19 protein-coding genes, 7 tRNA genes and 3 rRNA genes are annotated in these 25455 nt (G+C 44.2%); 9 read left to right on the top strand and 20 right to left on the bottom strand.

The features are described 5' to 3' along the window. Positions 1-148 precede the first annotated feature (148 nt). The 6 genes from rocF to ACQYAC_RS14120 all read right to left on the bottom strand — a co-directional run bounded on the left by rocF (position 149) and on the right by ACQYAC_RS14120 (position 1619). Complete coding sequence (rocF, locus tag ACQYAC_RS14145; protein WP_429943490.1) at positions 149-1060, bottom strand: arginase; 912 nt, start codon at positions 1058-1060, stop codon at positions 149-151. Positions 1061-1197: 137 nt separating this feature from the next. After that, positions 1198-1269 (bottom strand) — tRNA-Gln (locus tag ACQYAC_RS14140). A 4-nt stretch (positions 1270-1273) separates the two neighbouring features. Beyond that, a tRNA-Tyr gene (locus ACQYAC_RS14135) sits at positions 1274-1358 on the bottom strand. 28 nt (positions 1359-1386) lie between these two features. Next, positions 1387-1459, bottom strand: a tRNA-Thr gene (locus ACQYAC_RS14130). Positions 1460-1462: 3 nt separating this feature from the next. Beyond that, positions 1463-1538 (bottom strand) — tRNA-Val (locus ACQYAC_RS14125). A 6-nt stretch (positions 1539-1544) separates the two neighbouring features. Next, a tRNA-Glu gene (locus tag ACQYAC_RS14120) sits at positions 1545-1619 on the bottom strand. Between the two features lie 221 nt (positions 1620-1840). On the opposite strand from ACQYAC_RS14120, the gene murQ reads away from it, so the two are divergent. The 6 genes from murQ to ACQYAC_RS14090 are packed head-to-tail and all read left to right on the top strand — an operon-like array spanning position 1841 to position 9573. Next, positions 1841-2752, top strand: coding sequence for an N-acetylmuramic acid 6-phosphate etherase (gene murQ, locus ACQYAC_RS14115; protein ID WP_429943489.1), 912 nt, complete (start codon positions 1841-1843; stop codon positions 2750-2752). A gap of 14 nt (positions 2753-2766) precedes the next feature. Beyond that, complete coding sequence (locus ACQYAC_RS14110; RefSeq protein ID WP_061406532.1) at positions 2767-3636, top strand: MurR/RpiR family transcriptional regulator; 870 nt, start codon at positions 2767-2769, stop codon at positions 3634-3636. Then, positions 3633-5006 carry a PTS transporter subunit EIIC gene (locus tag ACQYAC_RS14105; protein WP_058015147.1) on the top strand — a complete coding sequence of 458 codons (1374 nt, stop codon included), beginning with the start codon at positions 3633-3635 and terminating at the stop codon, positions 5004-5006. The genes ACQYAC_RS14110 and ACQYAC_RS14105 overlap by 4 nt, the downstream gene beginning before the upstream one ends. 19 nt (positions 5007-5025) lie before the next feature. Then, the gene (gene pbp4b / locus ACQYAC_RS14100; RefSeq protein WP_429943488.1) at positions 5026-6381 is read left to right on the top strand and encodes a penicillin binding protein PBP4B; all 1356 of its coding nucleotides are present in this window, start codon (positions 5026-5028) and stop codon (positions 6379-6381) included. A 13-nt stretch (positions 6382-6394) separates the two neighbouring features. Then, complete coding sequence (locus ACQYAC_RS14095; RefSeq protein WP_429943487.1) at positions 6395-8314, top strand: glycoside hydrolase family 3 protein; 1920 nt, start codon at positions 6395-6397, stop codon at positions 8312-8314. A gap of 11 nt (positions 8315-8325) precedes the next feature. After that, complete coding sequence (locus ACQYAC_RS14090; protein ID WP_169057531.1) at positions 8326-9573, top strand: exo-beta-N-acetylmuramidase NamZ family protein; 1248 nt, start codon at positions 8326-8328, stop codon at positions 9571-9573. A gap of 39 nt (positions 9574-9612) precedes the next feature. On the opposite strand, the gene ACQYAC_RS14085 is transcribed toward ACQYAC_RS14090, so the two are convergent. The 7 genes from ACQYAC_RS14085 to ACQYAC_RS14055 all read right to left on the bottom strand — a co-directional run bounded on the left by ACQYAC_RS14085 (position 9613) and on the right by ACQYAC_RS14055 (position 17461). Next, entirely contained in the window at positions 9613-10578 is a 966-nt protein-coding gene (locus tag ACQYAC_RS14085) for a bile acid:sodium symporter family protein (RefSeq protein ID WP_429943486.1), read from the bottom strand. 61 nt (positions 10579-10639) lie between these two features. After that, positions 10640-12079 carry a SulP family inorganic anion transporter gene (locus ACQYAC_RS14080; RefSeq protein ID WP_429943485.1) on the bottom strand — a complete coding sequence of 480 codons (1440 nt, stop codon included), beginning with the start codon at positions 12077-12079 and terminating at the stop codon, positions 10640-10642. A gap of 352 nt (positions 12080-12431) precedes the next feature. Then, positions 12432-12504: transfer RNA gene (locus ACQYAC_RS14075), tRNA-Thr, on the bottom strand. Between the two features lies 1 nt (position 12505). Beyond that, positions 12506-12580: transfer RNA gene (locus tag ACQYAC_RS14070), tRNA-Asn, on the bottom strand. A gap of 42 nt (positions 12581-12622) precedes the next feature. Beyond that, positions 12623-12738 (bottom strand): 5S ribosomal RNA (rrf, locus tag ACQYAC_RS14065). Positions 12739-12799: 61 nt separating this feature from the next. Beyond that, positions 12800-15730: ribosomal RNA gene (locus ACQYAC_RS14060) — 23S ribosomal RNA — on the bottom strand. A gap of 182 nt (positions 15731-15912) precedes the next feature. Further along, positions 15913-17461 (bottom strand): 16S ribosomal RNA (locus tag ACQYAC_RS14055). The 16S, 23S and 5S rRNA genes sit together here with 2 tRNA genes alongside, the layout of an rRNA operon. 378 nt (positions 17462-17839) lie before the next feature. Between ACQYAC_RS14055 and pdaB the strand changes: the two genes are divergently transcribed. Further along, positions 17840-18604: a polysaccharide deacetylase family sporulation protein PdaB gene (pdaB, locus tag ACQYAC_RS14050; RefSeq protein WP_058015821.1), complete on the top strand. Its 765-nt coding sequence runs from the start codon at positions 17840-17842 to the stop codon at positions 18602-18604. Here pdaB and ACQYAC_RS14045 read toward each other — a convergent pair. Further along, positions 18597-19199 (bottom strand): KinB-signaling pathway activation protein, encoded by a 603-nt coding sequence (locus ACQYAC_RS14045; protein ID WP_410583501.1) that lies wholly within the window; start codon positions 19197-19199, stop codon positions 18597-18599. The genes pdaB and ACQYAC_RS14045 overlap by 8 nt on opposite strands. 90 nt (positions 19200-19289) lie before the next feature. On the opposite strand from ACQYAC_RS14045, the gene gerD reads away from it, so the two are divergent. After that, positions 19290-19868 carry a spore germination lipoprotein GerD gene (gene gerD, locus ACQYAC_RS14040; protein ID WP_058015819.1) on the top strand — a complete coding sequence of 193 codons (579 nt, stop codon included), beginning with the start codon at positions 19290-19292 and terminating at the stop codon, positions 19866-19868. A gap of 38 nt (positions 19869-19906) precedes the next feature. On the opposite strand, the gene ACQYAC_RS14035 is transcribed toward gerD, so the two are convergent. The 3 genes from ACQYAC_RS14035 to ACQYAC_RS14025 all read right to left on the bottom strand — a co-directional run bounded on the left by ACQYAC_RS14035 (position 19907) and on the right by ACQYAC_RS14025 (position 22284). Next, complete coding sequence (locus ACQYAC_RS14035; protein WP_058015818.1) at positions 19907-20965, bottom strand: Mrp/NBP35 family ATP-binding protein; 1059 nt, start codon at positions 20963-20965, stop codon at positions 19907-19909. A gap of 103 nt (positions 20966-21068) precedes the next feature. Next, the gene (gene cwlD, locus ACQYAC_RS14030) at positions 21069-21782 is read right to left on the bottom strand and encodes an N-acetylmuramoyl-L-alanine amidase CwlD (protein ID WP_008345202.1); all 714 of its coding nucleotides are present in this window, start codon (positions 21780-21782) and stop codon (positions 21069-21071) included. A gap of 58 nt (positions 21783-21840) precedes the next feature. Beyond that, a complete protein-coding gene (locus tag ACQYAC_RS14025) occupies positions 21841-22284 on the bottom strand; it encodes a DUF2521 family protein (RefSeq protein WP_429943484.1) in 444 nt (147 codons plus the stop codon). A 145-nt stretch (positions 22285-22429) separates the two neighbouring features. On the opposite strand from ACQYAC_RS14025, the gene ACQYAC_RS14020 reads away from it, so the two are divergent. Beyond that, on the top strand, positions 22430-22999 hold the full coding sequence (locus ACQYAC_RS14020) for a DUF4825 domain-containing protein (RefSeq protein WP_429943483.1): 570 nt from the start codon (positions 22430-22432) through the stop codon (positions 22997-22999). Between the two features lie 35 nt (positions 23000-23034). On the opposite strand, the gene ACQYAC_RS14015 is transcribed toward ACQYAC_RS14020, so the two are convergent. From ACQYAC_RS14015 to ACQYAC_RS14005, 3 genes are all read right to left on the bottom strand, one after another. Beyond that, positions 23035-24033, bottom strand: coding sequence for a serine hydrolase (locus ACQYAC_RS14015; protein WP_429943482.1), 999 nt, complete (start codon positions 24031-24033; stop codon positions 23035-23037). 110 nt (positions 24034-24143) lie between these two features. Then, on the bottom strand, positions 24144-24617 hold the full coding sequence (locus ACQYAC_RS14010) for a GNAT family N-acetyltransferase (RefSeq protein ID WP_429943481.1): 474 nt from the start codon (positions 24615-24617) through the stop codon (positions 24144-24146). Between the two features lie 20 nt (positions 24618-24637). Next, a complete protein-coding gene (locus ACQYAC_RS14005; RefSeq protein ID WP_429943480.1) occupies positions 24638-25384 on the bottom strand; it encodes an amidohydrolase family protein in 747 nt (248 codons plus the stop codon). Between the last annotated feature and the right edge of the window lie 71 nt (positions 25385-25455).

Raw genomic sequence — 25455 nt, 5'->3', positions numbered from 1 at the left:
TATACGAACCTCTTTCCAAAAGGTTTCATTCTCCTCTAAAAAATAGTGTAACAAATTTTTGACAGCGTGTTACGCATATCCACCAGTAAAAACCTTAATATATCCTTAAATTTATCCAAAACAAAAAAGAACGGGAACAAGTCCCGCTCTACAATAGCTTTTCGCCCATTAACGAACCAATCAACGCAACAGCTGCCTCGGCTGTTTTATTTTTTTCATCCAAAACCGGATTCACCTCAACAAATTCAGCAGAAGTCAAAATACCCGCTTCCTCTAAAAGCTCCATAGCAAGATGACTCTCCCGGTAACTAATGCCGCCTGCCACAGGAGTTCCTACACCAGGACACTCCGCTGGATCTAATCCATCTAAATCAAGCGACAGGTGGACACCATCCGTTCTTTCCTTTAAATATGAAATGGCTTCCTCCATCACCCTTGTCATTCCTAAACGATCTATTTCATGCATCGTATACACTTTAATGCCTTTCTCTCTTATCAATGCCCGCTCTCCTTCATCTAAGGATCGAGCACCAATTAAAACAACATTCTCAGGCTTCAATTTTGGAGAATAACCGCCAATGTTCGTTAAATCAGCATGGCCAAGGCCGAGACTGACTGCAAGCGGCATACCATGTATATTTCCAGAAGGAGAGGTTTCCTCTGTATTTAAATCACCGTGTGCATCATACCAAATGACACCTAAGTTTTCATAATGCTTGGATACACCTGCAAGTGTGCCAATGGCAATGCTATGATCACCGCCTAAAATGAGCGGGAATGAACCTGATTGCACAATACTGTCAACCTTCTCAGCGAGCAGCTGATTCGCACCAGCATTCTCCGTTAAATTTTTTAGCTTTTCACTTGTATATAAACCCTTTTCATCATCTCTTTGTTCAACCGGAATATCTCCGAGATCCTCCACATTAAATGAAAGCGATTCCAATTTTTCTTTTACGCCTGCACACCGAATCGCACTCGGTCCCATGTCGACGCCCCTTCTCATTTGCCCTAAATCCATCGGCACCCCGATAATCGTGACCTTCTTTTGATCTCCCATATGTACATCCCCTTTCCGTTCATGCTTATAGTTTACTTTCTTGATGCCTTCTGACTCAACTCAACAATATTTTGAATAGTTATACATTCCGCCTGCCAACATAAAAAAAATACACCTTTTTAAAAAAGGTGTCTTAACTGGGCTAGCTGGATTCGAACCAACGCATGACGGAGTCAAAGTCCGTTGCCTTACCGCTTGGCTATAGCCCAAAAATGGTGGAGGGGGGCGGATTCGAACCGCCGAACCCGGAGGGAGCGGATTTACAGTCCGCCGCGTTTAGCCACTTCGCTACCCCTCCACATATGGAATTGATAAAGAAAAAACAGTGCCGGCAAGAGGACTTGAACCCCCAACCTACTGATTACAAGTCAGTTGCTCTACCAGTTGAGCTACACCGGCATATGGTGGAGGATGACGGGCTCGAACCGCCGACCCTCTGCTTGTAAGGCAGATGCTCTCCCAGCTGAGCTAATCCTCCACATCATGGTGACCCGTACGGGATTCGAACCCGTGTTACCGCCGTGAAAGGGCGGTGTCTTAACCGCTTGACCAACGGGCCAATTTGTCAAGTTTGACTGTTTCCGTGAAGCTGACAAAAGTTATTATATACAGGTTGTCCCCCTTTTGTAAAGGGGATTTTTATTTTTTTTATTTTCTAACTATTTACCTTCAATTAGCACCACTTTTTGTTTGAAATATAATTTCAGTATTTAAATATAATGTTGAAATTTCATATCATACTGAATATACTGAAAATGAAGAAATAAGGAGGAATGTCGCATGCAGCCATCTCAATTGCGTTCTTTGACAACAGAATCAAGAAATCCTAACACAATGGGAATATCACAAGCAGATCCGCTTGAAATACTCCAGATGATCAATGAAGAAGATATGAAGGTCGCTCAAGCTGTGAACCGTGTCCTACCACATGTCAAAACAGCAAGTGACTTCGCCTATGAATCCATTTCAAATGGGGGCAGACTCGTTTATTTAGGGGCCGGGACAAGCGGCAGACTTGGCGTGATGGATGCTGTCGAATGTCCTCCTACCTATAGCGTCTCACCTGATGTGATTGTCGGCATCATGGCAGGCGGAGACTCTGCTTTTTCACATGCTGCCGAAGATGTGGAAGACAGTGAAGAAGCCGGCAAACAGGATTTAGTACACATTCACCTAACATCAAAAGATACAGTCGTCGGTATCGCCGCAAGCGGCAGGACACCCTACATCATTGGCGCTTTAAACTATGCTAAATCCATCGGCGCAAAAACAGTAGCCCTCAGCTGTAATGAACAGGCAAAAATTAGCGAACTGGCAGACTGCGCCATTGAAGTCGTTGTAGGACCCGAAGCTATCACAGGGTCAACACGAATGAAAGCCGCATCCGCTCATAAAATGATTTTAAATATGCTTTCCACCTCTGTCATGATCAGACAAGGGAAAGTATATGAAAACTTGATGGTTGATGTAAAAGTCAGCAATCATAAATTAAAAGAACGCGCCATCACCATCATTCAACATGTGACAAACGCTCCCTACGAACAAGCCGTGAAAACGCTTGATTCGGCAGACTTAGAAGTCAAAACTGCCATCGTCATGCTCCAAACAAACACAGACAAGAAAGCAGCCAAGGATTTACTCAACAAAACGAATGGTCATATCGACAAAGCCATCGCACATCATCAATCCTAAAGGAGGCAGAGCTCATGTCAGCAGGTGGACTCACCCTACTACACACAATGAAAGCAAAGCTCCCCCAATCTGAAAAAATCATTGCAGACTATATCCTTGCCCATCCTGACAAAGTCATTAAAAGCACAGTACACGAGATCAGTCAGGCAGCCGGCGCAAGCAGCTCTGCAGTCATCCGCCTTTGTAAATCTCTCGGGCTGGATGGCTATCACGATTTAAAAATGCGAATCGCAGGCGACTTGATGCATAGCGATAAACAAGGCTACCGTGATATCGAACAAGATGAACCGATTCAATCCATTATTCAAAAAACAGCAGGAAACTCGATTCAATCGATTAAGGACACTGCTTCTATTTTAAATGCAGATGCGTTAGAAAAGGCTGTTCAATTACTGCTGCATGCAAACCAAATCCATTTTATCGGCGTCGGTGCATCTGGCATCGTCGCAGCGGATGCCCAGCAGAAATTTCTCAGAATCAATTATGCAGCGACTGCCTTCACTGACATGCACATCGCATCAACGGTCATCGCAAATGCAGGAAAGAATGACATCGTGTTCGGTATATCCTTTTCAGGAGAAACGTTAGACATCATTCAAGCCCTTCAGCTCGCAAAAGACAATCAAGTGAAAACCATTGCCTTGACGCATCCAGGTCAAACAAGCGTTTCTGCCTTATGTGACGTTCATCTATCGACGTCCGGTTCCAATGAAGCACCTTTTCGCAGTGCAGCCACTTCCTCTAGAATGGCACAGCTCTACTTAATTGATGTCTTGTTCCTCAGCTTAGCTTCCCGTCAATATGAAGAGACAGCGCAATATATTGACAAAACAAGACATGCCATCCGCTCCATGAAACGAAAAACAAAGGGGGATTCAACATGAGTCATCAAACGAAATATCAGCAGTTGGCGAAAGACATTCTTTCTCTCTGTGGTGGTTCTGAAAACATTTCTTCCCATACACATTGTATGACGCGTCTCCGAATTACACCGATTGACAATGAACAAGTTCAGATCAATGCAATCAAAGAACTCGATGGCGTCATTGGAGTCGTCGAGGCAGAAACGCTGCAAATTATTTTAGGTACTGGTGTTGTCAACCAAGTATCAAGTGCATTTGAACAACTGCTAAATGCCTCTGGCTCCTATGATTTAAACAACGAAGCACAAAAAAACAAGCAAGCCATTTCACAAAAGAACCGCACACCGTTCAAGCTGTTCTTACGACGAATTGCCAGCATTTTTATTCCTATCATTCCAGCACTTGTTGCATCAGGTCTTATTACTGGGATTACAAAAGCAATCGTGCAAGCGGGCTGGCTTGATGAAAAATCCCAAGCGGCGATCATTTTAACCGTTATTGGTTCAGGGTTGTTCGCATATCTCGGTATATTAGTCGGAACAAATGCCGCAAAGGAGTTTGGGGGCTCTCCTGCATTAGGCGCATTAGCTGGAATCCTCATTATTAACCCAGCCTCCGCAGACATAATGCTATTTGGCACAAATATTCTACCAGGCAGAGGCGGACTTATCGGTGTTCTTCTAGCCGCCATCTTTATGGCACTTGTGGAAACAAGAATCAGACGCTTCGTCCCGCAATCACTTGATATCATCGTCACACCAACCATCACACTACTTATTACAGGCATTTTTACGTACGTTGTCTTCATGCCAGTCGGCGGATTTATATCGGATGCCATTACCTCAGGATTAACTTATCTATTAAATATGGGCGGAATCTTCGCTGGATTTGTTCTTGGTGCGACCTTCCTTCCACTTGTTGTAACAGGACTTCACCAAGGACTGACACCGATTCATATGGAACTCATCAATTCCATAGGAGATGACCCGCTTTTGCCGATTCTCGCTATGGGCGGTGCCGGACAGGTAGGTGCCGCATTCGCCATTTATATGAAAACAAAAAAGAAAAAACTCAAAAGAGCTATCGCCGGTGGACTTCCTTCAGGGATGCTCGGCATTGGTGAACCACTCATTTTCGGTGTCACACTCCCGCTGGGACGACCATTTCTCACCGCTTGTCTTGGCGCTGGAATCGGCGGAGCATTTCAAGCCTACTTTCAAATTGCAACCAAAGCGATTGGTGTATCAGGTCTTCCATTAACCTTTATTGTTCACACACATCAAATGCTTCTTTACTTAATCGGACTCTTCATTGCATATGTCGCTGGATTTATTTTCACATACTTATTTGGTTTTCATGATGATATGGCTGTTGAATTTGAGGAAAAATAAGCAATAGGAGGTCTAACTCTTGAAGAAATACTTTCTCTTAATAACAAGTCTGCTCATGCTCCTTGGATTACCAGCACAAACATTTGCAACTAGCTCCCATCCTGTATCGTCTTTGTCTAAAACAGCACCTGAAGAATATCCCGTCTTAAAAAAGGCAAAACGACCGGAACAAGTTGGTTTTTCTTCTAGGCAGCTTAGGAAGGTTGATCACATGATTCAAAACGATATCAAAGCAGGTTTTCCAGGAGCTGCACTCATCATTATCAAAGACGGAAAAATCGTTCATCAAAAAGCCTATGGCTACAGGCAAAAATACGAAGGCACAACGGAACTCAAATCCTATAAGAAAATGAAAAAGAATACTCTGTTCGACTTAGCATCCAATACCAAAATGTATGCGACCAACTATGCCCTGCAAAAGCTTGTCTACGAGAAAAAACTGAATGTGAACGAAAAAATACAAGCCATCCTGCCAGATTTTAAAGATGAACCAGATGCAAAGGTAACCGGCAAAGATCAGCTCCGTGTAAAAGACCTTTTGACCCATTCTGCCGGACTCCCTTCCAGTGTCTTATTTTATAGCAAAGAAGCAGCCGGCACCTTTTACTCTCAAGATAGAAAGACAACGATGAAATGGCTGCCGAAGGTGCCTCTACAATACAAGCCAGGCACCCAGCACATTTATAGTGACATTGATTACATGCTGTTAGGCATGATCATTGAGAAAAAAACAGGTATGCCTCTTGATCAATATGTAGAGTCGACAATCTATCGGCCGCTAGGTCTCAAACACACAATGTTCAATCCACTGCAAAAAGGATTCAAATCGAAGCATTTTGCAGCAACCGAACGTTTAGGTAATTCGCGAGATGGTGTCATTGATTTTGAAAACATTCGCAGGTACACCCTGCTAGGCGAAGTCCACGATGAGAAAGCATATTACTCAATGGCAGGAATTTCTGGTCATGCTGGACTTTTCTCTAACATATCCGATATGGCCGTGCTGCTCCAGCTCATGCTGAACAAAGGAGGCTATGGAAAAACCACCATCTTTGATCAAGCTTCTATCGATCTCTTTACAGCCTCTTCTGATACAAACCCAACATACGGGCTAGGCTGGCGTAAAAACGGTCATACTGACATGGAATGGATGTTTGGAAAATATGCTAGTAACGAAGCCTATGGACATACTGGCTGGACCGGAACCATGACTTTGATTGATCCAAAACATAATCTAGGTATCGTCTTACTGACAAATAAGAAACATTCGCCTGTCGTTTCACCTGAAACCAACCCAAATCAATTTGAAGGTGACCTTTTCCCAACTGGCACTTACGGAAGCATCATGACCGCCATCTACGAATCTTTTAAGTAAAAGGAGGAATTCGATGTTAAAAGCACTTTTCCCCGCTGCTTTGGTTTTAGCTCTGCTAACCTCTTCCATTCCAACGGAAAAGGTTAGCTCTGCGCCTCTTCCAACCGCAAAACAAATGGTACAAAACATGTCTTTGGATGAAAAGATAGGTCAAATGCTTATGCCAGACTTTCGTAATTGGCAGACAAAAGATGAATCCGCACCTACAGGCTTAACAAAGATGAATAAAGAAGTATCCCATCTTGTAGAAAAATATCATCTGGGCGGTGTCATCTTATTTGCGGAGAATGTCGTTGATACGAAACAAACCGTCAAACTCACCCATGAATTTCAAAAAGCATCACCAAAGATTCCATTACTCATTTCAATTGATCAAGAAGGTGGAATCGTCACAAGATTACAAAAGGGAACACATTTCCCAGGAAATATGTCGATTGGTGCCTCAAGAAGCAAGAAAAACGCATACGACACAGGAAAAATCATCGGTAAAGAATTAAACGCACTAGGGATCAATACAAACTTCTCTCCTGTGCTAGATGTGAATAATAACCCAAACAACCCCGTCATTGGTGTCCGTTCCTTTAGCTCCGATCCTGCTCTTGTCACAAGGCTTGGTCTTCAAACCATGAAGGGACTTCAAAAGGAAAAGACCATTTCGACACTTAAGCATTTCCCGGGACATGGTGATACAGCCGTCGATAGTCACTACGGCTTGCCGCTCGTAGAACATGATCTAGATCGTCTTAAAAAGGTGGAGCTGTATCCGTTTCAACAAGCGATCAACGCTGGTGCGGATATGGTCATGACCGCTCATGTTCAATTTCCTGCTATTGATGATACAACGTATAAAAGCAAAAAAGATGGCGAGGACATCATGGTTCCAGCAACCTTATCAAAAAAAGTCATCACAAACTTATTAAAAGAAGAGATGGGCTTTCAAGGAGTTGTTGTAACAGACGCCCTAAATATGAAAGCGATTGCAGACAACTTCGGACAGGAAGAAGCCGTAGTGATGGCCATTAAGGCTGGCGTTGACATCGCCCTCATGCCAGCACCAGTCACTTCTCTTAAAACAGAGAAAAACCTTGAGAATGTGTTCAATGCTGTAAAACAGGCAATTGTAAAGAAAGAAATTCCGATCTCTCAAATCAACGAATCTGTTGAAAAAATCCTTCAATTGAAGATCAAACGAGGCATCATCTCTTCCAAAAAACCTATCACCCTTGAGAAAAAAATCAAAAAAGCTACTCAAGTCGTTGGGAAAAAGTCGCACCGGAACGCAGAACAAACAATGGCACGTGAAGGGATCACCCTGCTTAAAAACAACAATAAGACCCTCCCTTTCAAGCCTAAAAAGAATGACAAAATCTTGGTCATGGCACCTTACGAAGATCAGACAAAAGCTATGTCTGTCACAATTGACTCTCTGATCAAACAAAAAAAGATCAAGCCTGTACGTATCCAATCATATGTTTTTGCGGAAAAGACCTTCACCAAAGAAACAGCCAAACTCATACAAGGTGCTGAATATGTGATTACCGGCTCTTACGTTGTCCAAAATGACCCAGCTGTGAATGATGGTGTAATTGATGACAATGTACAGGACCCGAAAAAATGGGCGACTGCTTTCCCGCGTGCTGTCATGAAAGAAGCTGCAGCACAAAACAAAAAAATGGTCATCATGAGCCTAAGAAACCCTTACGATGCGGCAAATTTTGAGGAGGCGGATGCCTTACTAGCTGTTTACGGTTTTAAAGGCTACTCAAACGGACAATTTAACCAGCCAAATATTCCTGCTGGGTTAGAAATCATATTTGGCACTGCATCACCTAAAGGCAAACTGCCTGTAGATATCCCATCTGTCACTCATCAAAATCAAATCCTGTATCCATTCGGCTATGGACTTAACTTGAAAGGGAAACAGATCAAATAGGAGGGATTCTCTTGAAAAAAACAGCAAGCTTCATACTCGCAAGCATTCTCATAATGAGTACATTGACTGCCGCCTCCCCCGCAAACCAAGAACGAACAGATACAAAGGGAAAAAAAGCAACAGTCAAAACAGGGATTGAAACACTGCTCTCAGGCAATCTTTCATGGTTAAAAGGGAAAAGGGTCGGTCTCATTACGAACCCAACTGGTATTGATGCAAATATGAAAAGCAGTGTCGATCTCCTATTTGAGCATCCAAATATCAAGCTTACTGCTCTATATGGACCTGAACATGGTGTGCGTGGAGATGCACAAGCAGGAGAAGGCGTCGAATCCTATACCGATGAAAAAACAGGTCTTCCTGTATACTCTCTCTATGGAAAAACAAGAAAACCAACACCTGACATGCTTAAAAATGTAGATGTCTTGCTGTTTGATATCCAAGATGTTGGCGCTCGTTATTACACCTATATTTACACGATGGCCTATGCGATGGAGGCTGCGAAAGAAAACAACATTCCCTTTGTTGTCCTAGACCGTCCAAACCCCATTGGCGGACTAAAAGTAGAAGGCCCTGTCTTAGAACCTGAGCACGCTTCTTTTGTAGGGCTCTATCCAATACCATTAAGACATGGGATGACAACTGGTGAACTAGCAACATTCTTTAACAAAGAGTTTCATATCAATGCTGATGTCACAGTCATCAAAATGAAAAATTGGAAGCGTTCCATGACGTTTGAAGACACGAAGCTGCCATTCGTCCTTCCTTCACCTAATATGCCGACAGTGGATAGTACGTTTGTCTATCCCGCCACAGGATTAATTGAAGGCACAAATGTCTCTGAAGGAAGAGGAACAACAAAGCCGTTCGAGCTCATTGGCGCTCCATATATCAATAGCAATGAGCTAGCAGATCATTTAAATCAATTAAAACTAAAGGGTGTAAAATTTAGACCTGTATCATTCACCCCCACTTTTTCTAAACATGCAGGGAAGCTATCACACGGTGTCCAGCTATACGTCACAGACCGCTCTTCATTCGAAGCGGTAAAAACAGGGTTATCCATCCTCAAAGCCATACATGATTTATATCCAAAAGACTTTGAATTCCTTCAAACAGGAAGCTTTGATAAACTCATCGGGAATGGTTGGATCAAAGAAGAAATCAATCAAGGGACTTCCGTCAAACAAATCATGAAACGCTATCATCACGACCTCAAATCGTTCGAAAAGAAACGGAAGAAATATCTCATCTATTAATTCGCAAAAAGACCTCCATCTCATAGGATGGAGGTCTTTTCATGATAAATATTTAGTCACAGCAGGTGCTTTCAGCTCAAAGCGATTGAGTAAGAAACCAAACAAGGCAGCAAGTACTTGCTGAAACAGCATACCAATCACAACAGGGACAGCAACAGCAGGCGGGAAAAAGCTAATAGCAAGCACAGCTCCCGCACTAATATTTCTCATGCCGCCCGTATACACAATGGCCACAATCTCTCCTTGAGTACATTTCATTACCTTTCCAATCAACCACGCAAAAGCATACCCACTCATCGCAATGAAAAAGACAGTCGCTGCTTTGCTAAAAAATGCAGCATCCAGTTCACGCAAATATGGGGCGACAACAGAACTGTTAATCGATACGACAACAAACAAGCCTAATTTTGAAAAGGGAGCCAAGGTCTGACTCAATGTTTTCGTCACCGATGGCTTTGCATACTGACGAACGAGCATCCCTAAAATAGAGGGCAGCACCACCATACCGAACAGCCCTTTCATGATTGCAAACATGTCCATATGGACCTGTGTACCAACGAAGAGTGACAAGCTTACTGGCACAATCAATGGCGAAAGCAACGTATCAATTAAAATAATAGATAACGTTAACCCGACATTTCCTTTATACATTGCCGCCCATATTAAACTAGACACACCTGTCGGAATCACCATCGCAAGCGTCAAGCCGGTGATCGTCATGGAATCACCCGCAAAGATCAAATGCCCCGCTGACCATGCATAAAGAGGCATCAGCACATGCAAAATCATAAACGATAAAATCAAAGGCAATGGATGCATCACCGTATGTTTTAAAGATGAAAAAGTAGACGATAAGCTCCCTGAAAATGTCATAATGGCAAATACCCAAGGCACCATAAACGTAAAATCCTTTAAATAAGCCGCCAATAAAACACCAAGTAACACACTAATGGGCGTAATAAGCGGCATCATCCGGCCGAGCACTTGGTTCAAACGCACAAGCATGCCGGCCACCCCCATCCTTCACTTTCTTACCTTTTCTATTGTAACAAACAGAAAGAACTTATTATGAACCATTTACCTGATTCACAAGTTTTCGACTTTGTGTATCCATTCCAACGATGTCTACTTGTACGCCAGCTGCTTGATACTTTTCCTTTATACGTTCTATCGCTGCCACGCCAGATTCATCCCATATACGCGCTTCAGATAAATCAATCACAACGGCTTGGAGATCTGTCCCCTGATGAAACGCTTGGATGAAATCAGTGACAGATGCAAAGAAAATTTGACCTTTAATTCGATAAACCCAAGTCCCTGCTTGTCTTTCTGTAGAGGTAATATGAAGCTTCGATATTTTGGCCACAAAGAATACCGCACTAAGCAGCACACCTGCAAAAACACCTTTTGATAAATCATGAGTTAACACCACCGTCACCACCGTGACAATCATCACAATAGAATCTGTTTTCGGATTCTTTTTTAGCTGCTGAAAGGAACTCCAATCGAATGTCCCAACGGAGACCATGATCATCACAGCCACAAGAGCAGCCATTGGAATTTGAACCACCACATCTCCGAGTACAAAAATCAGTACCATTAGAAATGCACCTGCCACAAATGTAGAAAGACGGCCACGCCCGCCTGCCTTCGTGTTAATCACCGATTGACCAATCATCGCACAACCAGCCATACCACCAAAGAATCCTGCAATCACATTGGCAATCCCTTGACCTCTCGCTTCCTTGTTCTTACGACTAGACGTCTCCGTCATATCATCAACAATCTGTGCAGTTAAAAGAGACTCAAGTAAACCAACCATCGCTAGCGCTAAAGAATAAGGAAAAATGATAGTAAGTGTCTCCCAACTAAACGGTACTTGAGGAATCAGAAAAGCAGGCAAAGAACTAGGAAGCTCTCCCATATCTCCAACCGTTCTCACATCAATATGTCCAAATACAGCAATGATCGTCATGACAATAATGGCAATGAGAGGAGAAGGTATCACCTTTACCACCATCGGCAATAAATAAATGATCAGCAAAGCACCACCCGTCATGATATACATAGCCATTGATTCCCCAACGAAATGCGGAAGCTGAGCCATAAAGATCATAATAGCCAACGCATTCACAAAACCAACCATCACGGACCTCGGAATAAATTTCATCAGACGAGACACTCGGCAAAGTCCAAACACTATTTGAATCAGACCTGTTAAAATTGTAGCAGCAAACAAATACTGCAGTCCGTGATCGGCTACCAAATTAACCATAACCAGAGCCATAGCCCCTGTAGCGGCCGAAATCATACCAGGTCGTCCACCAACAAACGAAATCACAATGGCAATACAAAACGAAGCATACAACCCAATCTTCGGATCAACGCCCGCAATAATCGAAAACGCAATCGCCTCAGGAATTAAAGCGAGAGCCACTAAAATACCCGCAAGCACATCCTGACGCACATGCCCAAACCATTCTTGCTTTACAAATAAATCTTTCAAACCATCTACTCCTTTTTATATACATACCGTACACGGAAAAGAAGATCAATCAAACCTGGGATGAAGAAAGGAAAATAAAAAATGCTTCACTTTCGGGGAAAAAGAGGAACGTACAGAGTCTTTTGTTAGAGAGGATATCATCACTTTAGTAAGAATATAAGAAAAAAACTAAGGAATCAAGAACAAAAAGAAGGAATGCGTAGAAAATTGATACAAAACTTCCTTATCAATCGATTTATTCCATTTTTATGTGTCTACTTGTCACTGAGCATGTTCAACATTTTAAAACAAACAAAAAAAGCCTTCTCATCATCGAGAAACCTTAAACATTCATCATTATAATTTAGAGGAAAGCTTCCAAGCGGGCTCGAACCGCTGACCTCTTCCTTACCATGGAAGTGCTCTACCTACTGAGCTATGGAAGCATGGCTCCGCAGGTAGGACTCGAACCTACGACCGATCGGTTAACAGCCGATAGCTCTACCACTGAGCTACTGCGGAATGATAAAGTAACTTCTTCCATTGGAAGGATATAAACAAAAAGCTTGGCGGCGTCCTACTCTCACAGGGGGAGACCCCCAACTACCATCGGCGCTGAAGAGCTTAACTTCCGTGTTCGGTATGGGAACGGGTGTGACCTCTTCGCTATCGCCACCAAACCTGATGGAGAGAATGTTCTCTCAAAACTAGATAACAATGTTCAAACTTCACATTAGAATAAAGGTTAAGTCCTCGATCTATTAGTATCTGTCAGCTCCACGTGTCACCACGCTTCCACCTCAGACCTATCAACCTGATCATCTTTCAGGGATCTTACTTCCTTGCGGAATGGGAAATCTCATCTTGAGGGGGGCTTCATGCTTAGATGCTTTCAGCACTTATCCCGTCCGCACATAGCTACCCAGCGATGCCCTTGGCAGAACAACTGGTACACCAGCGGTGCGTCCATCCCGGTCCTCTCGTACTAAGGACAGCTCCTCTCAAATTTCCTGCGCCCGCGACGGATAGGGACCGAACTGTCTCACGACGTTCTGAACCCAGCTCGCGTACCGCTTTAATGGGCGAACAGCCCAACCCTTGGGACCGACTACAGCCCCAGGATGCGATGAGCCGACATCGAGGTGCCAAACCTCCCCGTCGATGTGGACTCTTGGGGGAGATAAGCCTGTTATCCCCGGGGTAGCTTTTATCCGTTGAGCGATGGCCCTTCCATGCGGAACCACCGGATCACTAAGCCCGACTTTCGTCCCTGCTCGACTTGTAGGTCTCGCAGTCAAGCTCCCTTGTGCCTTTACACTCTGCGAATGATTTCCAACCATTCTGAGGGAACCTTTGGGCGCCTCCGTTACATTTTAGGAGGCGACCGCCCCAGTCAAACTGCCCACCTGACACTGTCTCCCTGCCCGATAAGGGCAGCGGGTTAGAAGGTCAATACAGCCAGGGTAGTATCCCACCGATGCCTCCACCGAAGCTAGCGCTCCGGTTTCCAAGGCTCCTACCTATCCTGTACAAGCTGTACCAACATTCAATATCAGGCTGCAGTAAAGCTCCACGGGGTCTTTCCGTCCTGTCGCGGGTAACCTGCATCTTCACAGGTACTATAATTTCACCGAGTCTCTCGTTGAGACAGTGCCCAGATCGTTGCGCCTTTCGTGCGGGTCGGAACTTACCCGACAAGGAATTTCGCTACCTTAGGACCGTTATAGTTACGGCCGCCGTTTACTGGGGCTTCAATTCGCACCTTCGCTTACGCTAAGCGCTCCTCTTAACCTTCCAGCACCGGGCAGGCGTCAGCCCCTATACTTCGCCTTGCGGCTTCGCAGAGACCTGTGTTTTTGCTAAACAGTCGCCTGGGCCTATTCACTGCGGCTTCTCGGGGCTTTAACACCCTAAGAAGCACCCCTTCTCCCGAAGTTACGGGGTCATTTTGCCGAGTTCCTTAACGAGAGTTCTCTCGATCACCTTAGGATTCTCTCCTCGCCTACCTGTGTCGGTTTGCGGTACGGGCACCTCTCACCTCGCTAGAGGCTTTTCTTGGCAGTGTGGAATCAGGAACTTCGCTACTAAATTTCGCTCGCCATCACAGCTCAGCCTTCACGGGAAACGGATTTGCCTATTTCCCAGCCTAACTGCTTGGACGCGGATATCCAATACCGCGCTTACCCTATCCTCCTGCGTCCCCCCATTGCTCAAATGGTGAGGAGGTGGTACAGGAATATCAACCTGTTGTCCATCGCCTACGCCTTTCGGCCTCGGCTTAGGTCCCGACTAACCCTGAGCGGACGAGCCTTCCTCAGGAAACCTTAGGCATTCGGTGGACGGGATTCTCACCCGTCTTTCGCTACTCATACCGGCATTCTCACTTCTAAGCGCTCCACCAGTCCTTCCGGTCTGACTTCACAGCACTTAGAACGCTCTCCTACCACTGTTCGTAAGAACAGTCCGCAGCTTCGGTGATACGTTTAGCCCCGGTACATTTTCGGCGCAGAGTCACTCGACCAGTGAGCTATTACGCACTCTTTAAATGGTGGCTGCTTCTAAGCCAACATCCTGGTTGTCTAAGCAACTCCACATCCTTTTCCACTTAACGTATACTTTGGGACCTTAGCTGGCGGTCTGGGCTGTTTCCCTTTCGACTACGGATCTTATCACTCGCAGTCTGACTCCCAAGGATAAGTCATCGGCATTCGGAGTTTGACTGAATTCGGTAACCCGGTAGGGGCCCCTAGTCCAATCAGTGCTCTACCTCCGAGACTCTTACCTTGAGGCTAGCCCTAAAGCTATTTCGGAGAGAACCAGCTATCTCCAGGTTCGATTGGCATTTCACCCCTACCCACACCTCATCCCCGCACTTTTCAACGTGCGTGGGTTCGGGCCTCCATTCAGTGTTACCTGAACTTCACCCTGGACATGGGTAGATCACCTGGTTTCGGGTCTACGACCACGTACTCATGCGCCCTATTCAGACTCGCTTTCGCTGCGGCTCCGCATCTTCTGCTTAACCTTGCACGGGATCGTAACTCGCCGGTTCATTCTACAAAAGGCACGCCATCACCCTTTAACGGGCTCTGACTACTTGTAGGCACACGGTTTCAGGATCTATTTCACTCCCCTTCCGGGGTGCTTTTCACCTTTCCCTCACGGTACTGGTTCACTATCGGTCACTAGGGAGTATTTAGCCTTGGGAGATGGTCCTCCCGGATTCCGACGGAATTTCACGTGTTCCGCCGTACTCAGGATCCACTCTGGAGAGAACAACATTTCAGTTACAGGGCTGTTACCTTCTTTGGCGGGCCTTTCCAGACCTCTTCGCTTATATCGTTCCTTTGTAACTCCGTATAGAGTGTCCTACAACCCCAAGAGGCAAGCCTCTTGGTTTGGGCTGTTCCCGTTTCGCTCGCCGCTACTCAGGGAATCGCATTTGCTTTCTCTTCCTCCGGGTACTTAGATGTTTCAGTTCCCCGGGTATGCCTTCTCATACTCTATGTATTCAAGTATGGATACTACTCCATTACGAGCAGTGGGTTTCCCCATTCGGAAATCTCCGGATCAAAGCTTGCTTACAGCTCCCCGAAGCATATCGGTGTTCGTCCCGTCCTTCATCGGCTCCTAGTGCCAAGGCATCCACCGTGCGCCCTTTCTAACTTAACCATTTCTTACTTTAGAAAGAATCACTATGTGTGATGAACTTTGCATTGCATTCAATGTGAATGTATTACTTATTGTTATCTAGTTTTCAAAGAACAATCCTGTCTCGCTAGAGACATGTCTTGAAGGAATGATCCTTCAAAACTAAACAAGACGAAAACGCACGCTGCTCCATATATCCTTAGAAAGGAGGTGATCCAGCCGCACCTTCCGATACGGCTACCTTGTTACGACTTCACCCCAATCATCTGCCCCACCTTCGGCGGCTGGCTCCATAAAGGTTACCTCACCGACTTCGGGTGTTGCAAACTCTCGTGGTGTGACGGGCGGTGTGTACAAGGCCCGGGAACGTATTCACCGCGGCATGCTGATCCGCGATTACTAGCGATTCCAGCTTCACGCAGTCGAGTTGCAGACTGCGATCCGAACTGAGAACAGATTTATGGGATTGGCTAAACCTTGCGGTCTCGCAGCCCTTTGTTCTGTCCATTGTAGCACGTGTGTAGCCCAGGTCATAAGGGGCATGATGATTTGACGTCATCCCCACCTTCCTCCGGTTTGTCACCGGCAGTCACCTTAGAGTGCCCAACTAAATGCTGGCAACTAAGATCAAGGGTTGCGCTCGTTGCGGGACTTAACCCAACATCTCACGACACGAGCTGACGACAACCATGCACCACCTGTCACTCTGTCCCCGAAGGGAAAGCCCTATCTCTAGGGTTGTCAGAGGATGTCAAGACCTGGTAAGGTTCTTCGCGTTGCTTCGAATTAAACCACATGCTCCACCGCTTGTGCGGGCCCCCGTCAATTCCTTTGAGTTTCAGTCTTGCGACCGTACTCCCCAGGCGGAGTGCTTAATGCGTTAGCTGCAGCACTAAGGGGCGGAAACCCCCTAACACTTAGCACTCATCGTTTACGGCGTGGACTACCAGGGTATCTAATCCTGTTCGCTCCCCACGCTTTCGCTCCTCAGCGTCAGTTACAGACCAGAGAGTCGCCTTCGCCACTGGTGTTCCTCCACATCTCTACGCATTTCACCGCTACACGTGGAATTCCACTCTCCTCTTCTGCACTCAAGTTTCCCAGTTTCCAATGACCCTCCCCGGTTGAGCCGGGGGCTTTCACATCAGACTTAAGAAACCGCCTGCGAGCCCTTTACGCCCAATAATTCCGGACAACGCTTGCCACCTACGTATTACCGCGGCTGCTGGCACGTAGTTAGCCGTGGCTTTCTGGTTAGGTACCGTCAAGGTGCGAGCAGTTACTCTCGCACTTGTTCTTCCCTAACAACAGAGCTTTACGATCCGAAAACCTTCATCACTCACGCGGCGTTGCTCCGTCAGACTTTCGTCCATTGCGGAAGATTCCCTACTGCTGCCTCCCGTAGGAGTCTGGGCCGTGTCTCAGTCCCAGTGTGGCCGATCACCCTCTCAGGTCGGCTACGCATCGTCGCCTTGGTGAGCCATTACCCCACCAACTAGCTAATGCGCCGCGGGTCCATCTGTAAGTGACAGCCGAAACCGTCTTTCATCCTTGAACCATGCGGTTCAAGGAACTATCCGGTATTAGCTCCGGTTTCCCGGAGTTATCCCAGTCTTACAGGCAGGTTACCCACGTGTTACTCACCCGTCCGCCGCTAACATCCGGGAGCAAGCTCCCTTCTGTTCGCTCGACTTGCATGTATTAGGCACGCCGCCAGCGTTCGTCCTGAGCCAGGATCAAACTCTCCGAAAAAGTACAAAACCGAAGTTTTGTTTTTCGTCAGCGTTTGACTGACTACCTATGATGTTTCATAGGATTTTTTTATAAAAACTCGAATTAACAGGTACGTTTTGTCTTGTTTAGTTTTCAAAGATCATCTTCGCCGTTCTTAGCGGCTTTAATAATATAACATTTCGCTTCATTTTATGTCAACAACTTTTTTCAAGTTTATTTCCCGAAGCGTTTTGTGTTTGTCACTGTGTGTCAGCGACGATTAATAATATATCACGAAAACATTCTATCGGTCAACGCCTTTTCAAAACTTTTTTTGAAATAGTTTTATTGTGCATCTCAAACCCTTGTCCTGCATACAATCAAGTAACAATCTCGGACAAGTCAGGAGTGTTTGAATTGAGTCGATTATATGTGTTGCCAATTAAACGGCTGAAGCAAGTTGTCATTATTCTTGTAGCAGCCCTTGCAGCTGCAACCTTTTTTTATGTACAAAAGGCACCGCCGCTGTCGGTATTTAAAACAGAACATGGGCCCCGAGCCATTTATAAAGGCGAGACTTCCTCAAAACATGTCTCCCTGACTTTTAATATCGGCTGGGGAGATGAGAAGGCAGTCCCAATTTTAAATGTCCTTCGAGAGCACGATATAAAGAACGCTACTTTCTTTCTATCTGCTTCTTGGGCCGAGCGTCATCCTGATATCGTCAAACAAATTAGAGAGGACGGCCACCAAATCGGCAGCCTTGGCTATGCTTATAAAAATTATAGCCAGCTTGAAGATAGTGAAATCAAGCAAGATCTTGTCCGGGCACAAAATTCATTTCAAAAGCTTGGACTAGATGACATTCAACTATTAAGACCGCCAACTGGGCAATTTAACGAAAAAGCATTAAAAATTGCCACACAGTACGGTTATACCGTTATCCATTACAGCGTCAATTCACAGGATTGGCTGAATCCAGGCATCGATCAGATTGTTCGGAATGTAAATGATCGAATGAAAAGCGGAGACATTGTTCTCTTCCATGCCTCAGATTCAGCAACCCAAACCGCTCAAGCCTTACCAGCTATTTTGAAACAAATCAAAGAGAAGAATTTAAAAAATGTGACGGTTGGCGAACTGATCTCCAATACCAAAACAAGGTCATCGGAAGTTAAGTAGCTTTCGCCTTTGAAAACCGCGGCATAGCTAATAACTGAAACGCATTACAGCCTAATAGCGGCAATAGCATTAAATACAGCCAGTCCTCTTCGTTAACTCTAAGCGCCGGGAACCATTCTAGCGACGTGATGACAACCATGAGAAACATTGCGGAAACAAATGTTTTCTTAGAGGACTGCTGCTGTTTAAAGTAAGCCACGATCAATGCGAACACACCGATAAAGACAGGCAGCCATAGGTATGGAAGAAATGATTCATTTTCCCCGAAAAGCAAAAACCGCAAGTAAGCTAAATCAAACAGCACAAAGATCACCAGAAACAGCTGAATGGTATTCCATAAAGAATGTGACCGGAAAATCTCTAACGCAAACCGGTGCACCGTCAAAAAGACAACAAACCCCATCTGGCTAATGACACTAAAAATCATCCCCACACCAATGAACCAAAACAACACAGATGCGATTTCTAGAATGTCAAACGATATAAAAAGCTTCTGATATTTCCCCCACTCCAGCGCAAAGCCTACCACGCTTGTAATGACCGCTCCAACAGCTAGCACAGAGAAGAAAAAACGAACTAAATCCCGACTTTTCATTGAATTGATCCAACCCCTATTTTTGTTATGTATAAATTTACGTGAAACATTCATATTAAAAGTAAGACATGTATCGAAAGGAGCCACAGTATGTCAAAAGGCATCTTGCGTATAATGAGCTGTTTTCTCCTTTTATCTCTAACAGCTTGTGCTCCCAAAACCCAATCCTCATCTAATATGGACTATGACGAAACAAAGAAAATGGTCGTCGATATATTGAAGACAGATGACGGTAAAAAGGCCATTCAACAGTTATTAAATGACGAGGCAATGAATGAAGCTTTGGTAATGGATGAACAAACTGTGAAAAAAACGATAGAGAAAACACTGACTTCTGATAAAGGCAAAGAGTTCTGGAAGAAGGTCTTTGAGGATTCTAAATTTGCCGAGACTTTCGCAAAATCCATGCAGCAACAGCATGAAAAGATGTTAAAACAGTTAATGAAGGACCCTGACTATCAGCAATTGATGATGGATATTCTCAAGGATCCCGAAATGGAAAAGAAATACGGTGAACTGGTCAAAAGCAAAGAGTTCAGAAAGCACTTAGAAAAAGTTATTACGGAAACATTAAGCAGTCCTCTCTATAAGAAGAAATTCGAAGATGAGCTGAAAAAAGCAGCATCTGAAAGCAGCAGTGATTCCGGTTCACAAGGAAGCGGCAGTTAAACATCACCCGAGTGGCACAAGGTCCACTCGGGCTTTCATTATGCTTTTACTGCTAATTGTTCAATAACTTTATTCGCAATGTGTTGATACACTTCTCCCGTTGGATGACTCGCATCATAGACGGATGGAGCAAAATCATCTTCATTCCAATCAGGCTGTCTTAAAGGAATTTGACCAAGGACCGATACTCGCAGCTCCTCCGCCAGCTTGTCCCCGCCGCCCTTTCCAAAAACATATTCCTTCTCACCTGTTTTCTTGCTTTCATAGTAGCTCATATTCTCAACGACCCCCAGCACTTCGTGATCTGTTTGCAGTGCCATTGCGCCTGCTCTAGCAGCAACGAAAGCAGCTGTTGGATGCGGTGTTGTAACAATGATTTCTTTACAGCTTGGAAGCATTGTATGAATATCAAGCGCCACATCTCCCGTTCCAGGTGGAAGGTCTAATAGTAAGTAATCTAATTCTCCCCACTCGACTTCGTGGAAGAAGTTATTTAGCATTTTACCAAGCATCGGTCCTCTCCAAATGACCGGTGCATTTTCTTCAACAAAAAAGCCCATTGAAATCACTTTGACACCAAAGCGTTCCACAGGAATAATTTTTTCCCCTTTAACCGTTGGTCTGACGGTGATTCCCATCATATCCGGTACACTAAAGCCATAAATATCTGCATCAATCAGGCCGACTTTTTTCCCTAGACGGGCCAGTGCTACAGCAAGATTGACAGACACGGTGGATTTCCCAACGCCGCCCTTTCCACTCGCAATCGCTAAGAACTCAGGCGGATTTTTAGAGTTGAGCAGGTTTTCTTCCTCATCTTGTGATGGCATAAACCTTTCAAGAGTTTCCTGAGGCAGTTCTTCAAAACGAAGCCCTACTGTGTTAGCGCCCTCTGCTTTCAAAGCTTGTACGATGTCTTGCTGAAGCTTCATCTGCTCAGCAGTGCCCGTTTTGGCAATAGCCACCTTTAAGCTCACATGTTCTTTTTCAGGTTTTAGGCTGATTTCCTTGATGGCATCCAGCTCACCAAGCGGTATATGAAGGAAAGGTTCGTCCATCTTCCCAACTAGTTTTCTCACATCATCTTGTCCGATCATAGCAGAACCTCACCCTTTATTGAATTCGTTTACAATCCAAGTATATCATACATATCCTTACAATGTCTGTCCTGTTTGCCTGCGTTCAAAAGGAAAAAGCCCCTTATTCAGGCGGCTCTTTTTGCTCTGTTAAATATCTTAAAATGCCTTTATAAATGGAGGCGGCTATTTGATCTTGATATTTAGGTGTTGCCAGCTGACCGGCCTCTTTCGGATTGGAGAGAAATCCAATCTCCACAAGAGCTCCTGGCTTTGTGACATTTTGCATTAAATAGATGCCATTGATACGCTTCGCCTTTCGATCTGTGTTTTCAAGATTATTGCGTAATTCATCTTGTATGAACTTCGCTGCCTTTTCATTCTCTTCATATTTTCCGTAAAAAAACGTCTGTGCGCCGCTCCATTTGTTCGATGGGATCGCATTTAAATGAATACTTAAATAGAGATCCGCTTCAGACTCATTGATGGCTTTTACACGGTTTCTTAAATCCTCCGCTTTCTTCCGCGCATATCCCTTTGTATTCTTTGATGATAAATCAGAATCATCCTCGCGGGTCATAAGAACAAGTGCTCCCTGCTCCTGCAAATAGTCACGTATCTTCATGGATACATCCAGTGCAATCTCTTTTTCAAGCAGTTCTCCTCCTACAGCCCCGCCATCTGGACCGCCATGACCCGGATCTAAATAGATGATCTTGCCGCTCAGAGGCAAGTTCCACGATTTCCACGAATCATCATTTAGAAATTGAAACCTGAATAAGAATAAGAGGACAATAAACCCGATTAAAAACCCTGTCCATTTCAGCTTTCTTTTCATCCCTGTCCCTCCCATACACCATTATTTTATAGATATGGGACAAGGGCTGGAAATATGCTTAGTGCAGCCGAAGCTTATGCCTTTTTTCTGATTCTCGAAAGCCTTCCTGCCACCAAATGCTTAAAAAATCCTTCGCAAATGGATACAGACATGACATCCTCCGCTCCATTCGGAACATATTCGCCCACGATTGCAAACACCCTGCTAGCTCCTCAGCCAGCTCATCTTCTTCTTGAACTGATCGCTTCTTTATATCATCGAACGATTCACCGTACTTGCTTGACTCACCGTATCTCCCACCAGCTAAAAAAGCTTCAATGGCGAAATCGATACAGCCATCACTCATAATCCCAGCTGGATCATCTGCAAATGGGAACAGCTTCTTCGTGAATTTCTCAGAAGCGACCGTCACCTGTTGAAGAGACAATGTACGCAACAGCTTCTTTTCAAGCGTGACATCTCGTTTTGTTTTCAATTGATAAAATGAAAGAACCTCTGCCATAGACTGAACTCCTTTTTTCTTTGTATTGTTCGTTGCTTTGAACAAAACATGCAGGTCAGTAAATGGAAATCAATAAGCTAATGGGTTGGAACATTGTGATAAAATGAACATTTATATATAGAAAGAATGAAAAGGGGCAAAATTCATGAAGAAGTGGATGTATATCCTAGTGCTACTAACAATTGTCTTATCTGGATGCAGCAGTAAGGCGACTGAGCAGAAGAGCGACATAAAAGGAATAGAAGACATATCATTAAAACAGCTTTCCAAGCACAAAAACACTTATCTCGGTGACAACTCAGCCGTGCATAAGATTTTATTAGACCTGCCAGGAGGCGCCATTCGTGAATTTGAAATTATCGATGGAAAAGCATTAGATGTCACGTATGGGATAAAAGAAGATGCCAACTACACAGAGGAACAATTTGACGCATACTGGTTTGATCAAAAGGACACGATTGAGAAAACGTATTTATACAACGCATTCGCACTTTTTATCCTTGTCGATAATGTAGAGAAAGTGACACTCAAAATGAATTCTAACGACAAGCCATCCGTCACGTTTCAAAGAAAACAGCTAGAAAAAAAGCTCCCTCACTCCTTTAAAGAGTACAAAGACGATGCAGCGCTTTGGCAAAAGGACCTGGTTGATGGAGTTGTGAAGTCAAAAGAGAAGCGCCAAGATGTATATAAAGTGTTTCCCATGCAGAAATAATAAAACAGAGGGGTGTCTCCCTCTGTTTTTTATGATTATTTAGTAAAAGCTTGAATTAATTGTTGTCGAAAGTTTTGGTCCACTGCTGCAGTCAGTATAAATTCATTGAATACTTCCTCAATCCAGTGAGAATTGTCCGCTTTCGGATCATTGATAAAAAGAGAAATGGATATAGATGAGATATCCGTTTTTCGATATAAAGCAGCAGTGACAACAAACAATGTCGATCCACCTTTATACCAAAAATATTGATCTGTTTCCGTCTTCAATGTTTCTCCCAGCACAATTTGGCTAAAAAGACGCTTTTCTTCTGTTGTTAACAGCTCATCCTGTAGACGTTTCATAAAATGTGCATATTGATTAGTTGTAGACTTTGTCATTTTTTGCGTCAGTAATGATTGAATCCGCAAGCTTAACAAGTCTTTTTTCATCAATTTTTCTTCTAACGCCTTTTTATGCTCTGGGTCATTTTTCATGATATTAAAAATCTCAATCATCAGAGATTTGTATTGTTTATCAGTTACATCGCTCATTTGCTTGAATGCATCCCGCTCATGATCAGATACATAGGCTGGCCACAACAGCTTGGGTGTCAGCGGCATGAGTTCATCATGTTCTGTAAGACCTGCTTGTTTCATCTGATCATTGATCTTTTCTAAGTCAAGCAAGTCAATCAAATAATCCGTACAAGCATTCGAACTGAATTGCATCATCCCTTTGGCAACATCTAGTAAAGTCGCATGCTCAGAAAAATCGTTGACCTCCAGCCAGTATGTGTGAGCACCACCGTCTGTTCTATCAATAAAAAACTTCTCTATATCAGACAATGTCACTTTTTCATCTAGCTTGATGTCACCGCTAGAGACGGTTTTAACAAAATGAAACAAAACCATTAATTTCATCGTACTTGCAAGTGGTGTTTTTAGATCACCATTCCAATCTAATACCACCTCTTCATTTTCAATCATTGTCGCTGATACGTCCTTTTTGTTTTTCGTGACAAATGTCAAAAGATCTTCCTTTGTTTTATTCAAATGTTTCTCCTTTCCCAACCACTATAGATTCTCATCTTCAATATAACAAATATTTGAAATAAAGGCACAAAAAAGCAAAGGATTATGAATACCTTTGCTTCTTTGTGTGTTTATTGACGATGAATTTGCAGCTTCATCCCATCATGCGTAGCTTCAAAGCCCAACTTTTCGTAAAAACGGCGTGCATCTGGTCTCTGTTTGTCTGTTGTTAGCTGAATCATATGACAGCCGCGGTCGCTTGCATGTTGAATAGCCTTTTTTATCAACATCGTGCCAATTCCTTTTCCTCTATGAGTCGAGGCCGTACGAACTCCTTCTATTGAAGCTCTCCATCCTCCTTGATGTGTAAGAAATGGCGTCATGATCAATTGAAGAACACCGACAGCTTCTTCCTGATCACACGCAACAATGAGTTCAATATTTGGATCAGCATCTATTGAATGAAAGGCTTCGATATAGCTTTCTAATAATGGTTGCGTGTAATGCTCTCTTTTTTGACCTAACATATCATCCGCGAGCATGAAGACGATTTTGTCGAGATCATCCAGCTTGGCTTCTCTGAACGTCAGTTGACTGAACCCCATTGAACACACCTCCTATGAAATTATTGACCAAAATACCATTGATGTGCGTTCTTATATAAGATGTGATCAGCTGCCTTTTCATCAAAGAGCTGTTGAATCAACTCAACATCACCGTATTCAAATGGACGCTTTGCTCTAGTGGATGGAAGGTCTGTACCAAACATCAGTGCATTAGGATTCGTTTGATAAATGGACGTCAATGCATGTTCTACGTTTAAATCGACTCGTCCAAAACCAGTTGCTTTTACCCGAATCCCTTTATCAACCAGCTTGAGCAAATGCGGCAAACCTTCTTCCGACAAGCCTAAATGATCAATCGAAACGGCTGGCAGCTGTTCAAGCGTAGATGAGATGTCAGGGAGATGCTTAGCGTCTATGTAGAGCTCACTATGCCATCCCGCCAGCTCATACACCCTTCTCGCAAAATAATCGAGCTTCGAAATATCCTCCGAACCGCCCCGCTTCACATTAAAACGTAAAGCCTTCACCCCATGTTGATCCAAATGAACAATCTCATCATCAGTTGCCGTAAAAGGTAATTGAGTCACACCGCAAAAGGCTGGACCCAGTTCATCCAGCGCCTTCAACAAATAGCCTTGATCAAAGCCTTGAAATGACCCTGAGACAACGGCTCCACCTACAATCCCCAGATCAGCCGTCTCTCTCCTATAATCATTCACCACATAACTAGGCGGTGTATACCCTTGGTTTTCTTGAATGGGAAAATCAAAATCAATGATATGAAAATGTGCATCAAAGATCCTCATGCGCGCGCCCCTCTTCTGCTTATTTGATCTGATTATATCAATAGCGAAAGCCAAGGGATATTTGGAATGAC

The organism is Bacillus sp. MM09(2025), from assembly GCF_050496725.1.
GTDB lineage: Bacteria > Bacillota > Bacilli > Bacillales > Bacillaceae > Bacillus > Bacillus pumilus.
Note: the sequence above shows the minus strand (reverse complement) of the source record. Positions and strands in the feature narration are given on the sequence as shown.

Excerpts from the sequence above, each read along its gene's own strand:
- ACQYAC_RS14035 (WP_058015818.1), bottom strand. The coding sequence starts at position 20,965 with ATGATCGGACAAGATGATGTGAGAAAACTAGTTGGGAAGATGGACGAA.
- murQ (WP_429943489.1), top strand. The coding sequence starts at position 1,841 with ATGCAGCCATCTCAATTGCGTTCTTTGACAACAGAATCAAGAAATCCT.
- ACQYAC_RS14010 (WP_429943481.1), bottom strand. The coding sequence starts at position 24,617 with ATGGGGTTCAGTCAACTGACGTTCAGAGAAGCCAAGCTGGATGATCTC.
- rocF (WP_429943490.1), bottom strand. The coding sequence starts at position 1,060 with ATGGGAGATCAAAAGAAGGTCACGATTATCGGGGTGCCGATGGATTTA.
- ACQYAC_RS14095 (WP_429943487.1), top strand. The coding sequence starts at position 6,395 with ATGTTAAAAGCACTTTTCCCCGCTGCTTTGGTTTTAGCTCTGCTAACC.
- gerD (WP_058015819.1), top strand. The coding sequence starts at position 19,290 with ATGTCAAAAGGCATCTTGCGTATAATGAGCTGTTTTCTCCTTTTATCT.
- ACQYAC_RS14025 (WP_429943484.1), bottom strand. The coding sequence starts at position 22,284 with ATGGCAGAGGTTCTTTCATTTTATCAATTGAAAACAAAACGAGATGTC.
- ACQYAC_RS14105 (WP_058015147.1), top strand. The coding sequence starts at position 3,633 with ATGAGTCATCAAACGAAATATCAGCAGTTGGCGAAAGACATTCTTTCT.
- ACQYAC_RS14085 (WP_429943486.1), bottom strand. The coding sequence starts at position 10,578 with ATGCTTGTGCGTTTGAACCAAGTGCTCGGCCGGATGATGCCGCTTATT.
- cwlD (WP_008345202.1), bottom strand. The coding sequence starts at position 21,782 with ATGAAAAGAAAGCTGAAATGGACAGGGTTTTTAATCGGGTTTATTGTC.
- ACQYAC_RS14020 (WP_429943483.1), top strand. The coding sequence starts at position 22,430 with ATGAAGAAGTGGATGTATATCCTAGTGCTACTAACAATTGTCTTATCT.
- ACQYAC_RS14110 (WP_061406532.1), top strand. The coding sequence starts at position 2,767 with ATGTCAGCAGGTGGACTCACCCTACTACACACAATGAAAGCAAAGCTC.
- ACQYAC_RS14045 (WP_410583501.1), bottom strand. The coding sequence starts at position 19,199 with ATGAAAAGTCGGGATTTAGTTCGTTTTTTCTTCTCTGTGCTAGCTGTT.
- ACQYAC_RS14005 (WP_429943480.1), bottom strand. The coding sequence starts at position 25,384 with ATGAGGATCTTTGATGCACATTTTCATATCATTGATTTTGATTTTCCC.